The organism is Neobacillus jeddahensis (genome assembly GCF_000612625.1).
GTDB classification, from domain to species: domain Bacteria; phylum Bacillota; class Bacilli; order Bacillales; family Cytobacillaceae; genus Neobacillus; species Neobacillus jeddahensis.
Genome location: NZ_CCAS010000003.1, coordinates 155,461 through 167,026 on the forward strand (window position 1 = coordinate 155,461; position 11,566 = coordinate 167,026).

Annotated in this window: 11 protein-coding genes and 1 riboswitch; of the genes, 8 read left to right on the top strand and 3 right to left on the bottom strand. The window is 39.3% G+C overall.

Going from position 1 to position 11,566, the window contains the following annotated elements; genetic code table 11:
• Nucleotides 1-3 precede the first annotated feature (3 nt).
• Both TY15_RS02495 and hutH read left to right on the top strand, forming a co-directional pair.
• Entirely contained in the window at nucleotides 4-2,193 is a 2,190-nt protein-coding gene (locus tag TY15_RS02495; protein ID WP_040206221.1) for a DNA topoisomerase III, read from the top strand.
• A 488-nt stretch (nucleotides 2,194-2,681) separates the two neighbouring features.
• Nucleotides 2,682-4,199: a histidine ammonia-lyase gene (hutH, locus tag TY15_RS02500; RefSeq protein ID WP_040206222.1), complete on the top strand. Its 1,518-nt coding sequence runs from the start codon at nucleotides 2,682-2,684 to the stop codon at nucleotides 4,197-4,199.
• Nucleotides 4,200-4,230: 31 nt separating this feature from the next.
• Here the strand turns inward: hutH and TY15_RS02505 are convergent, their stop codons facing one another.
• The gene (locus TY15_RS02505; RefSeq protein WP_040206224.1) at nucleotides 4,231-4,434 is read right to left on the bottom strand and encodes a hypothetical protein; all 204 of its coding nucleotides are present in this window, start codon (nucleotides 4,432-4,434) and stop codon (nucleotides 4,231-4,233) included.
• 500 nt (nucleotides 4,435-4,934) lie between these two features.
• Between TY15_RS02505 and TY15_RS02510 the strand changes: the two genes are divergently transcribed.
• From TY15_RS02510 to TY15_RS23425, 3 genes are all read left to right on the top strand, one after another.
• Nucleotides 4,935-6,050, top strand: coding sequence for a carbohydrate kinase family protein (locus TY15_RS02510; protein ID WP_040206226.1), 1,116 nt, complete (start codon nucleotides 4,935-4,937; stop codon nucleotides 6,048-6,050).
• Nucleotides 6,047-6,964: a pseudouridine-5'-phosphate glycosidase gene (locus TY15_RS02515; protein ID WP_040206227.1), complete on the top strand. Its 918-nt coding sequence runs from the start codon at nucleotides 6,047-6,049 to the stop codon at nucleotides 6,962-6,964. The genes TY15_RS02510 and TY15_RS02515 overlap by 4 nt, the downstream gene beginning before the upstream one ends.
• Nucleotides 6,965-7,195: 231 nt before the next feature.
• A riboswitch (cyclic di-GMP riboswitch) is annotated at nucleotides 7,196-7,288 on the top strand.
• 30 nt (nucleotides 7,289-7,318) lie between these two features.
• Nucleotides 7,319-7,444, top strand: a complete 126-nt coding sequence (locus TY15_RS23425; protein ID WP_074432762.1) for an anti-repressor SinI family protein — start codon at nucleotides 7,319-7,321, stop codon at nucleotides 7,442-7,444.
• 70 nt (nucleotides 7,445-7,514) lie between these two features.
• Here the strand turns inward: TY15_RS23425 and TY15_RS02520 are convergent, their stop codons facing one another.
• Nucleotides 7,515-7,844, bottom strand: coding sequence for a helix-turn-helix domain-containing protein (locus TY15_RS02520; RefSeq protein WP_040206228.1), 330 nt, complete (start codon nucleotides 7,842-7,844; stop codon nucleotides 7,515-7,517).
• A gap of 290 nt (nucleotides 7,845-8,134) precedes the next feature.
• On the opposite strand from TY15_RS02520, the gene map reads away from it, so the two are divergent.
• Nucleotides 8,135-8,884 carry a type I methionyl aminopeptidase gene (gene map, locus TY15_RS02525; RefSeq protein WP_040206230.1) on the top strand — a complete coding sequence of 250 codons (750 nt, stop codon included), beginning with the start codon at nucleotides 8,135-8,137 and terminating at the stop codon, nucleotides 8,882-8,884.
• A gap of 46 nt (nucleotides 8,885-8,930) precedes the next feature.
• Here map and TY15_RS02530 read toward each other — a convergent pair whose 3' ends face one another.
• The gene (locus TY15_RS02530) at nucleotides 8,931-9,155 is read right to left on the bottom strand and encodes a DUF1128 domain-containing protein (protein ID WP_040206232.1); all 225 of its coding nucleotides are present in this window, start codon (nucleotides 9,153-9,155) and stop codon (nucleotides 8,931-8,933) included.
• Between the two features lie 218 nt (nucleotides 9,156-9,373).
• Between TY15_RS02530 and TY15_RS02535 the strand changes: the two genes are divergently transcribed.
• Together TY15_RS02535 and TY15_RS02540 are read left to right on the top strand one after the other, a co-directional pair.
• The gene (locus TY15_RS02535; RefSeq protein WP_040206235.1) at nucleotides 9,374-9,742 is read left to right on the top strand and encodes a YtxH domain-containing protein; all 369 of its coding nucleotides are present in this window, start codon (nucleotides 9,374-9,376) and stop codon (nucleotides 9,740-9,742) included.
• Nucleotides 9,743-9,752: 10 nt separating this feature from the next.
• Nucleotides 9,753-10,589 carry a YihY/virulence factor BrkB family protein gene (locus TY15_RS02540; RefSeq protein WP_040206238.1) on the top strand — a complete coding sequence of 279 codons (837 nt, stop codon included), beginning with the start codon at nucleotides 9,753-9,755 and terminating at the stop codon, nucleotides 10,587-10,589.
• Nucleotides 10,590-11,566 lie beyond the last annotated feature (977 nt).

Here is an 11,566-nt window from a genome sequence, read left to right on the forward strand (position 1 = left end):
ATTATGTCAAAAAGTGTTGTTATTGCTGAAAAGCCTTCAGTGGCACGTGATATTGCACGAGTACTGAATTGTAATAAAAAAGGGAATGGGTTTCTTGAAGGCGATAAATATATCGTGACGTGGGCACTAGGCCATCTAGTCACCCTGGCTGATCCAGAAAATTATGATGTGAAATATAAAACATGGAAATTAGAAGACCTGCCAATGCTGCCAGATCGGTTGAAATTGACGGTCATTAAGCAGTCTGGAAAACAGTTTCAAGCCGTGAAAAGTCAACTGATTCGGAGTGATGTCAATGGAATCATCGTTGCTACGGATGCAGGGAGAGAGGGAGAATTAGTGGCGCGCTGGATTATTGAGAAAGTAAAGATCAATAAACCGATTAAACGCCTATGGATCTCATCTGTTACCGATAAAGCCATTAAAGACGGCTTTGCAAACCTGAAGCCAGGTAAAGCCTATGACAATTTATATGCTTCCGCTGTCGCGCGTTCAGAAGCGGACTGGTATATCGGTCTTAACGCGACACGGGCACTAACAACCCGATTCAATGCTCAATTGAACTGCGGTCGTGTTCAAACCCCAACGGTTGCCATGATTGCCGCACGTGATGAAGAGATTAGAAACTTCAAAGCTCAAACCTTTTACGGTATTGAGGCGCAAACAGCCGATAAATTAAAGCTGACATGGCAAGATGGTAAGGGGAACAGTCGTAGTTTTGATAAAGAAAAAATCGATGTGATTGTGAAAAAACTAGGTAATAAAAACGCGATTGTAACGGAAATTGAAAAAAAGCCGAAGAAGTCATTCTCGCCAGGCCTGTATGACTTAACGGAATTACAGCGAGATGCCAATAAAATATTCGGTTATTCGGCGAAAGAAACGCTAAATATTATGCAAAAGTTGTATGAACAGCATAAAGTGTTAACGTACCCAAGGACAGATTCCCGGTTTATCTCAGCAGATATTGTCCCAACCATCCCAGAACGTCTAAAAGCATGTGGGATTGGCGAGTATCGATTATTGACAAGCAAGATCTTGAAAAAACCAATCAAGGCTTCGAAATCGTTTGTAGATGATAGCAAGGTGTCTGATCACCATGCGATTATTCCAACTGAAGGATATGTGAACTTTTCTGCTTTTACAGATAAAGAACGAAAAATCTATGATTTGGTGGTTAAACGGTTCCTATCCGTATTATTCCCAGCCTATGAGTACGAGCAATTAACGCTTCGGGCAAAAATCGGTGAGGAGAACTTCGTTGCGAGAGGGAAAACGATTTTATCGCTTGGCTGGAAAGAGGTTTACAATAATCGGCTGGATGAGGATGACGAGAGTGATGATCTGAAAGAACAGATTTTACCTCGAATTGAAAAAGGCGATACATTAAACGTGAAACTGATTGCCCAAACATCTGGTCAAACAAAGCCACCTGCACGTTTTAATGAAGCAACATTGTTATCGGCAATGGAAAATCCAACGAAATATATGGACACACAAAATAAGCAGCTGGCAGAAACGTTAAAATCGACGGGTGGACTCGGGACAGTTGCAACCCGGGCAGATATTATTGATAAGCTATTCAATTCATTCTTAATTGAAAAGCGCGGTAAGGATATTCACATCACATCTAAAGGTAAGCAATTGTTAGACTTAGTTCCTGAAGAGCTTAAATCTCCGACTTTGACGGCTGAATGGGAACAAAAGCTTGATCAAATTGCCCATGGCAAGTTGAAAAAAGATGTGTTTATTAGCGAAATGAAAAACTACACCAAAGAAATCGTTGCTGAAATTAAGGCAAGTAATAAGAAGTATAAACATGACAATATTTCTACGAAAAATTGTCCAGACTGCGGAAAACCAATGCTTGAGGTGAATGGAAAAAAAGGTAAAATGCTTGTTTGCCAAGATCGCGAATGCGGCCATCGGAAAAATGTCGCTCGTGTCACGAATGCACGCTGCCCACAATGCCATAAAAAATTGGAGTTACGTGGTGAAGGGGAAGGGCAAGTATTTGCATGTAAATGTGGTTATCGTGAAAAACTTTCTGTATTCCAGGCACGCCGTAAAAAAGAATCTGGCGGTAAGGTAGATAAACGGACAGTACAGAAGTATTTGAAAAACCAGCAAAAAGAAGAAGAACCATTGAATAATGCGTTAGCGGAAGCATTAAAAGGGCTAAAGTTTGATTAACGTATTTTTCCAGAGAGGAGCTATTCATGATTCTTATGAATAGTTCCTATTTTATGGAGAACCTATTTATTGGGTGTTAATTCCAATTTTTGTAGAATTATTACGGTCATTTGTAGATTTCCCCTTTATATTTGTAGAATAATCCATAATATTGTAGAATTCCTCTTCAAATTTGTAAAATTCTCTTTGATTTAAAAGAAGCCTACTACAAAGTTGTAAAACCACAACGACCCTTTTCTTTATTATCCTGCTAAAGTATTATCGTGCTAAAATTCAGATAATTTAATTGACAGGAAAGCTTTTCCTCACATACAATGATGATAAGTAGGATAGTATTATCGATAGAATGGAATGATACCCATGCGGCATCCCAATCATAAAGATCAAAATGCTCACATTCTTATAAAAGAGGCTGGACTCCCAATCAAGTAAGATTCGGAATCCAGCCTCTTTCTTTATTGTACTAAATTGGTAGAGGAGCGGGATATATGATTACATTAACGGGTAATAGTTTAACATTGGAGCAAATGAAGGCTATTTTATTTCGAAAGGAAAAGGTAACCGCCTCTGGCAAGAGCATGGAAGCTGTGTTCAAGAGCAGAGAAGCAGTGGAAAGAATCGTTTCTGAATCTAGAGTGGTATATGGAATAACGACAGGTTTTGGGAAATTCAGCGATGTCTTAATTGATAAAGACCATGTTCAAGACCTACAGCTTAATTTAATTCGCTCCCATGCCTGTGGAGTGGGTGAGCCCTTTCCTGAGGTAGTGGCAAAAGCAATGGTGCTTCTCCGCGCCAACGCACTGTTAAAGGGATATTCGGGAATAAGGCCCCTTGTGATTGAAAAATTGTTAGAGTTAGTCAATAAGGAGATCATTCCAGTCATCCCACAGCAAGGCTCACTTGGTGCCAGTGGTGACCTAGCCCCGCTTTCCCACTTAGCGTTAGTGTTAATTGGCGAAGGTGAAGTATTTTACAAAGGAAAACGGACCGAATCTATTGTGGCACTACAACAAGAAGGAATCGTTCCCGTCATTTTGGAGGCAAAGGAAGGCCTTGCTCTTATCAATGGTACCCAGGCGATGACAGCTATGGGGGTGGTTGGCTATTTGGAAGCCGAGCAATTAGCATTTGAGAGTGAATTGATTGCCTCGATGACAATCGAAGGACTGAACGGTATCATAGACGCCTTTGCTGAAGAGGTTCAAGTGGCCAGAGGTTACCAACAGCAGATTGACACCGCAGCAAGAATCCGTCACTACTTAAGTGATAGTTTATTAACCTCACAGCAGGGTGAAATAAGAGTTCAGGATGCTTACTCGCTCCGTTGTATTCCACAGGTACACGGTGCTTCATGGCAAGCGCTTGATTATGTGAAAGAAAAATTAGAGATTGAAATGAACGCAGCCACTGATAATCCGTTAATTTTTGATGACGGTGAAAAAGTTATCTCTGGAGGGAATTTCCATGGGCAGCCAATTGCCTTTGCGATGGATTTTATGAAAATAGCTGTAGCAGAATTAGCGAATATTTCAGAGCGACGAATTGAAAGGTTAGTTAATCCACAGCTAAATGATCTGCCGCCGTTCTTGAGCCCTGAGCCAGGATTACAATCAGGGGCGATGATTATGCAATATGCTGCTGCAGCACTTGTGTCTGAGAATAAAACACTTGCCCATCCAGCTAGCGTAGATTCAATTCCCTCTTCCGCGAATCAGGAAGACCATGTCAGCATGGGTACCATCGCATCAAGGCATGCCTATCAAATTATTCAAAACGTAAGAAGAGTTCTCGCCATTGAGTTTATTTGTGCAATGCAAGCGGTCGAATTCCGGGGAATAGAGAAAATGGCGACACAGACAAGATTGTTTTTTGAGAAAGGTCGTGCACAGGTCCCATCGATTAAGCAAGATCGTATTTTCTCAAAGGATATTGAAAAAGCATCTGAATGGTTAAAGACGATAGAATTTAGTCAATTTAGTAAAGATTTAACCTTGGAAAAATAAAGAGGAAAAAGGCGTGAATGGTTCACGCCTTTTACTTCATATGATTGGGGAGCCAGCTTCCTGTATCTTCTCGTCGCTCATCGTCATCCTCGACTCTATTTTTAAATGCTTCTTGGGTGACAATAAGTTCTTCATCCCCAATCGCTTCTTTTACATGCTTTTCCGTCAGACTGTCTTCTGGGAAATTGCCTGGATGATTCTTTTTCTTGTGTTCAAAATGTTCTCCACGTGCCAAAGTCAACACTCCTTTCGTCTACGCAAGTAGTCTTCCCAAACACGGGCAAAAAATTACGGATAGATAGAAAAAAGCTGGCAGATGAAGTGGATCTTTCACTCATCACCAGCTTTTTCTTGTTGTTTATCGGGTTTGCAGATTCGGTCAAGGAAAAAGCCAGCAAACACAATAAAAGCAATTGGAATGGCAAAGTTTAACACATGAATCACGGTCATGAGTCAGCTTCACTCCCTATTTGTTTGAATATTAATAATATTAAGTTTATTTATATGTTGTTTATATTATATGCCATATGTCACAAAATAGACAAATTTTTTATCATAAATGTATAAAAGACTTTAATACATAAACCTTTCATCGACGTTTTTTGCATTCTATTTTCAATTAATTTCATTTTTCTACACAAGGATTTTTGGAGTTAATAGCGTAATAGTTAAGTAGAGAATGTTATCGCAATTCTGACTCATCTAACTATGGTTCCAGAGGAGTTGACCTTGACAATGCAAAAACAGGAAATGAACATTTTAGAGATGATCAAAGCAAATCCGTTTATTACAGAAATTGAAATCGCTGAACAGACTGGCTATCCACTCTTAGAGGTCAGTGAAATAATTTCTTTACTTATTCAAACAAGGCAAATTGTTGGACGTTCTTTTGTGCTTCCAGAGGAAAAGAGTATCCTCTGTATTGGCGGTGCCAACGTTGACCGAAAAATCCAAACACTGAAACACCTAGAATACGGAACCTCAAATCCCGCCATAAGTACAAAAACAAGAGGTGGTGTAGCACGAAATATCGCTGAAAATTCAGGGAGAATCGGTCTTAAGACGACATTATTAGCCTGTGTGGGTGCGGATTCTGAAGGTGAGTGGCTCCTAAAAAATACGAAAGAGTTTGTAGATATAGCTCCAACAGAACTGGTTAAAGGAAAATCAACAGGCACATATACTGCTGTGCTGGATGAAGATGGAGAAATGGCGATCGCTCTGGCAGATATGGAAATTTACAATGAAGTTGACGACCGTTTTTTTGGGAAAAATCGGTCTTATATCGAAAATGCCAAAATGATTTTGTTGGATACGAATTTTCCCGCAACGGTCATTAGCCAAGTGATCAATCACTGTAAAATATGTGGTATCCCGATTTGTATTGCAACGGTATCAGCGCCAAAAACGGCAAAATTACCCGAGTCTTTGGAAGGGGTTACATGGTTAATAGCCAATCATAAAGAGGCTGAAGCCCTGGCTAAGCTAGAGATTGCATCAGAAGGAGATTTCTACCGAGCAGCTGAAGTTATTTTGAACAAGGGCGCAGAAAAAGTGGTGATTACAAGGGGAGAGAAAGGATTAATTTATTTTACAAAAGATGGTGAAGCAGGCGCGATCATCCCACCTTGTGTGCCGGTTGTTGACGTCACAGGTGCAGGGGATTCATTAATAGCGGGAATATTATTCGGCTATTTAAAAGGCCTTAGCACAGAAGACGCCTGCAAAATTGGCGTTACTTGTTCATTGATTACCCTACAGACGAGCGATACCGTAAGTCCCGAGTTAAATCAACAAACATTGCAGGAGAATTTTCAAAAATACTTCAGTAAGGGAGTCAGCCAACGATGAATCCATCCTATATTACTTTTTCAGAGAGAGTTTTAGCGGCAAGGAAGGAAGGACGACCGATTGTTGCCCTTGAATCAACGATTATATCGCATGGGATGCCGTATCCTGAAAATATGAATACAGCCAGGGAAGTCGAAGAAATAATTCGTCAAAATGGTGCTGAACCGGCAACAATCGCCATTATAAATGGAAAAATTAAAATTGGTTTAGCGGATAATGAATTAGAATTCCTAGCAACAAGCAAAGAAATTATGAAAGCGAGTCGGCGCGACCTTCCATATCTTCTTGCGACCAACAAACATGGAGCCACAACGGTCGCTGCCACGATGATTTGTGCTGCCATGGCAGGGATTCAAGTATTTGTAACGGGAGGAATTGGGGGTGTTCATCGGGAGGCAGTGGTGACCATGGATATTTCCGCGGATTTGCAGGAATTAGCGAAAACGAACGTGGCCGTGGTTTGTGCGGGGGCCAAATCAATTCTTGATCTAGGACTAACAATGGAGTATTTAGAAACGAATGGGGTTCCGGTGATTGGATATCAAACAGATGTCCTTCCAGCCTTTTATACGAGGAGGAGTCCATTCACAGTAAACTATCGTTTGAATACGCCAGATGAAGTAGCTTCACTGATACAGGCAAAATGGAATCTAGGTCTAGAGGGAGGAGTCGTTATTGCGAATCCGATTCCAGAAGAATTTGCGATGGAGGAAGCCTTTATTAATAATGTGATGGACATGGCATTAAGTGAGGCCAAGAAAGCGGGCATCAACGGAAAAGAGGTCACCCCATTCCTATTAGGAAAGGTAAAAGAATTAACGAAAGGAACGAGCCTCGAGGCAAATATTGCTTTGGTCAAACACAACGCTGAAATCGGCGCAAAAATCGCGGCTTGTTTAACAACTAGAATATGAATGAAGTCAGGGTGGAAAATAAATTCCTCCCTTTTTTTATATCGGTGGTTTTTTTGTAGAATATTGTTGGATTTTGAGATAAAAAGTTATTAGAAAATTTTTAAAAGTGACAAAATATAACACCCTGTTATAAAAGGACTATATATAATAAACCTATCAGTTAAATTAAGTAAATGGACCTGCAACGAAAGCACGAAAAAACGTATCAGTGGTATTCATAATTAGGTCAGACACAGAAAAAGGCAAACTTGCTGAAAAGCAAGGACGCAAAGCCGAGGATCTAAGGCAAGGTGCATACATTGCTAGGATGGCCGGGCTACCTGGAATACGAAATGTATTTTAGGGGTGAGAGTAATGGTTATTACAGAAAGAGATGTGGAAGTAATCGATCAGGACTGGATGGCACTAATAGTAGAGGCAAAGGAACTAGGACTAACAATAGAAGATGTTCGTGATTTTCTAACTGGTGAAAATCAATAAAACTAACATGTACATACAAAATTAAAAAGCATTCAACAAAAAATGACATTTTTTGTTGAATGCTTTTCGTTTATTCCTCATTATTTTGTGTAATCCGCCACTTATTAAATTCAAGGAAATCACGAAATTGGTCCTTTGATACTCCTGATGACATGGCTTCTTTGACTAGGTTCATCCAATCGCTATCTAATTCTTCCTTATCGATTTGCTCGTGAATTAAATGTTCGATGGGCAAATTTAAGACGGCAGCAATTTTTTCGAGAAATTGAATAGAGGGATTTTTTTGTAAATTTCTTTCCAGTGAACTTAAATATGATTTAGCAACTCCTGCTTGTTCAGCAAGCTCGGAAAGTGACATTTTCTTTTCTAAGCGGAATTTTTTTACGCGGTCACCAATCATTTAGTCTCACACACCTAATTTATTTTATATTTATTACGTCTATTCTACCAAAAAGTATTGAATAGTACCATATTAAGAACGAACTAATATTACAATATAATGAACATTGAAAATATCTAAATAATTGTTTAAGGAGACAGTTATTTTGAAAAAAAGTGATGATAGAGGTAAGATAAGGAGTGTTATCAAGAGTGTCTAATGGATGCATTTAAGGAATAAAAATGAATCTATGACGAACGGTATTCTTACATCTACATAAAAATAAACAAAAAGGAAGGGGACCCTTTTACATGATCGTCCTTAAATCACAACGAGAAATAGAAGCGATGAAAAAAGCCGGAGATATACTAGCAGCTTGTCATAAGGAAATTGCAAAACGAATTAAACCAGGAATTACAACCTGGGAGATTGAAATGTTTGTCGATGAGTTCTTAAAAAAGAATGGAGCAAAACCTGAACAAAAAGGGTATAAAGGCTATGAATATGCCACATGTGCAAGTATTAATGATGAGGTTTGCCATGGTTTCCCAAGAAAAGAACCATTAAAAGAAGGAGATATCGTTACGATTGATATGGTCGTGAATTATAATGGGGCTTTAGCGGATTCAGCATGGTCCTATCCGGTTGGTAATGTATCGGAAGAAACAGATCATTTATTATCCGTAACAAAAGAAGCCTTGTATAAGGGTATTGAACAAGCGGTTGTTGGCAATCGGATTGGTGATATTGGTCATGCCATTCAAACGTACGTAGAAGGTGAAGGCCTTTCTGTCGTTCGCGAATTTATTGGCCATGGAATTGGTGCGGTCATTCATGAGAAGCCAGATGTTCCTCATTATGGATTGCCAGGCAAAGGGGCGAGAATTAAAGAAGGAATGGTATTTACGATTGAACCGATGGTAAATATCGGTCGCTACCAAACCAAGATGGATGACAACGGATGGACAGCCAGAACCATTGATGGTAAGTATTCAGCACAGTATGAACATACACTAGCGATTACAAAAGATGGCCCAATTATCCTAACAGAACAAAAATAAGGTAAAGACCCGTTATGCGGAATGAAGCGATAACGGGTCTTTTTATTTATCTTTTTCTTAGACTGCCAAGTTCTTCAACTAATGCTTGCATTTCATTCGGACTAAATGAATTCTTTCGTAAGACCATTTCATATATTTCTTTTAATTCTTCGTACATTTCTTCATCAAAGTGAGAAGGTTTTATTGCACCCAAATTTAGAACCTTCAATTTTTCTTTTATTTGCTCAATCATATATTCAACATTTTCAATTGACTTCTCTGATAAATTCATTTTGTCACCCTTTTCGAATTAATAATCCCATCTTTTCATGTTAAAAACTACTTGTCAATACGTATACTGTGGTAAGTTTCTAATAGAAAGCAGGAAAATAATCTATGGACTTGCATAGAAATGTTTGATAAAGCAAAATAAATGGTAATATATTTATTGGTATTATTTTCTTTTAGGAACTATTCATGATAATAAATATTCTCGAAGGAGAGGTTAAGATGACAAGGAACAATCAATTTTGGAAGGGTATACTTCTAGGCGCCATTGCGGGAGGAGCAATTAGCTTATTGGATAAACAAACTCGTGAAGTAATGAAGGACAATGTTCAAAAGGCTACTAGTAAGGTTGTCTATATTGTACGCAACCCTAATGAAGTAACCGATAAAGTAAAGGGAACAGCAGCGAAGATTAAAAATACCTTTGAACAAGTAAGCGAGGATATTTCCTACATAACGGATAAGGTTGACGAACTAAGGGAGCTAACGCCACAGGTGGCTGATCTGATCAAAGAAACAAAAGACACGTTTTCAGATAATGAAGTGGAAGATTTGTTAGATGAGGTAGTAGAAAAACAATTAGTTAAGTAGGAGGTTGGAGATGGACAAGGTAAAGAATGTACGCTCCTCGTTATTAAGATTGCTTTGGCATCGGATTGAAGAGGATGATCTTCCAGGATTAAGCGCACAATTAGCCTACTTCTTTCTTCTTTCCCTGTTTCCACTTCTCATTGTTCTATTTACTCTTTTGCCATATTTCCCGATCCCTCATCAGGACATGCTAGGGATGATTAAAGATTTTGCCCCCGTTGAAGCCATGGAACTAATAGAGAAAAATGTGAAAGAGATTATGGCACAGCGGAATGGAGGCTTGCTCTCTTTCGGGATTATTGGCACCATTTGGTCTGCTTCGAACGGGATTAATGCGGTCGTAAGGGCCTTTAATAAAGCTTACAATGTTAAGGAGAGCCGTTCCTTTATCGTTTCAAGGGCGATGGCTATTTTATTAACTCTTGGAATGATTTTCGTTTTTATTCTTGCCATTATTCTCCCTATTTTCGGCAAGGAAATTGGCATCTTTTTATTTTCAAAATTAGGCTATACAACGCAATTTATTAAGCTATGGAATGCGATAAGCTGGCTAGTAAGTTCGATCATTCTGTTCCTTATTTTTACTGGCCTTTATTGGATTGCTCCAAATGTAAAGCTCAAATGTAAGAGTGCCTTTCCGGGAGCAGCGTTCGCAACAATTGGCTGGATTCTCTCATCAATGGGGTTATCCTTTTATGTAGGGAATATTAGCAATTATTCGCTTACCTATGGAGGGATTGGTGCGATTATTGTATTAATGATTTGGTTATACATTTCTGCCTTTATTATCATTCTTGGTGGGGAGATTAACGCTTTTTATAGTGAAAAAAATAAATCAAACTGCTAATACTTTCCTTCATGAAAAAGAAGGATCTGTCTAAACTATGATGGAGGGCATAGCCCGCAACATCAAGGGAGGATCACAAGATGACGAAGCATACAAAAAAAGATGGCAGCACTAAGCAAAAAGGGAAGGGTAGTAAAGGAAATAAAACCTCTGGGTCAGCAAATGGCTCAAATGGATATCACTAATATAGAGTGAAGAAAGGCCGGGTGAATTTATTTCACCTGGCCTTTATAAAAAGATAAGAATGTATAAATTTTGACTTTGAGAATTGTCCAGCTCAAGAAGCCATCGGCTCGAGGTCACAAGCGGGTCCGTCGAGAAGGTTAAAGAACAACCTTCCCGCCGGCTCGTCTTGTGCTTGGCTACAGAAAGCTATCCTTTCTGTACGCATTAAGAGGGACTAAGTCGATTTTCAATCGACTAAGTCTCTCTATATCGACGATTACGGGGCCTTGCGCTTTTCTTACAGGGGACAATCGGAAGTTCTGCGCGTAAAAAGGCACAACTAGTGGATTTGCTAGTGGTGCCTTCGCTTTGTTTTACGAATAAGATATTCGCGAAATTTTTGATTGTCCGAGAAGCATGAAGTCGCGGTACCTGGCCTCGCTCTTATCGGTTTTGAGATCCGGTTAAGCACCCGATCTGATAAATAGACGGAAAAATTCCGCTTATTTAGGAATTATCATCAAAAATAGCCTAAATAGACGGAAAAATTCCGCCTATTGACTCGAAAAACGTGGAAATGAGGGGATTTTTTTTGCATAAGCGGAAAAACTCCGCTTATTTACCCCCGAAACGGGCCCCATTCTGTATTTAACCGGAAAAACTCCGCTTATTATTTTCGTTGGTTACTCAATGGATTTGGCTTATCATTTCACAGTGGCTTTTTCACAACTCCAGCCATGTTTTCATGTGAAAAATGTGGTGGAGAAATGGACCCGGAGTATGATAAAGGAGTTCATAGAATAGAGTACAAA

Bases quoted from the DNA above. Each gene is read 5' to 3' on its own strand.
- TY15_RS02520 (WP_040206228.1), bottom strand. From the start codon at position 7,844: ATGATTGGTGACCGCGTAAAAAAATTCCGCTTAGAAAAGAAAATGTCA.
- hutH (WP_040206222.1), top strand. From the start codon at position 2,682: ATGATTACATTAACGGGTAATAGTTTAACATTGGAGCAAATGAAGGCT.
- TY15_RS23425 (WP_074432762.1), top strand. From the start codon at position 7,319: ATGGTTATTACAGAAAGAGATGTGGAAGTAATCGATCAGGACTGGATG.
- TY15_RS02530 (WP_040206232.1), bottom strand. From the start codon at position 9,155: ATGAATTTATCAGAGAAGTCAATTGAAAATGTTGAATATATGATTGAG.
- TY15_RS02540 (WP_040206238.1), top strand. From the start codon at position 9,753: ATGGACAAGGTAAAGAATGTACGCTCCTCGTTATTAAGATTGCTTTGG.
- map (WP_040206230.1), top strand. From the start codon at position 8,135: ATGATCGTCCTTAAATCACAACGAGAAATAGAAGCGATGAAAAAAGCC.
- TY15_RS02515 (WP_040206227.1), top strand. From the start codon at position 6,047: ATGAATCCATCCTATATTACTTTTTCAGAGAGAGTTTTAGCGGCAAGG.
- TY15_RS02510 (WP_040206226.1), top strand. From the start codon at position 4,935: ATGCAAAAACAGGAAATGAACATTTTAGAGATGATCAAAGCAAATCCG.
- TY15_RS02535 (WP_040206235.1), top strand. From the start codon at position 9,374: ATGACAAGGAACAATCAATTTTGGAAGGGTATACTTCTAGGCGCCATT.
- TY15_RS02495 (WP_040206221.1), top strand. From the start codon at position 4: ATGTCAAAAAGTGTTGTTATTGCTGAAAAGCCTTCAGTGGCACGTGAT.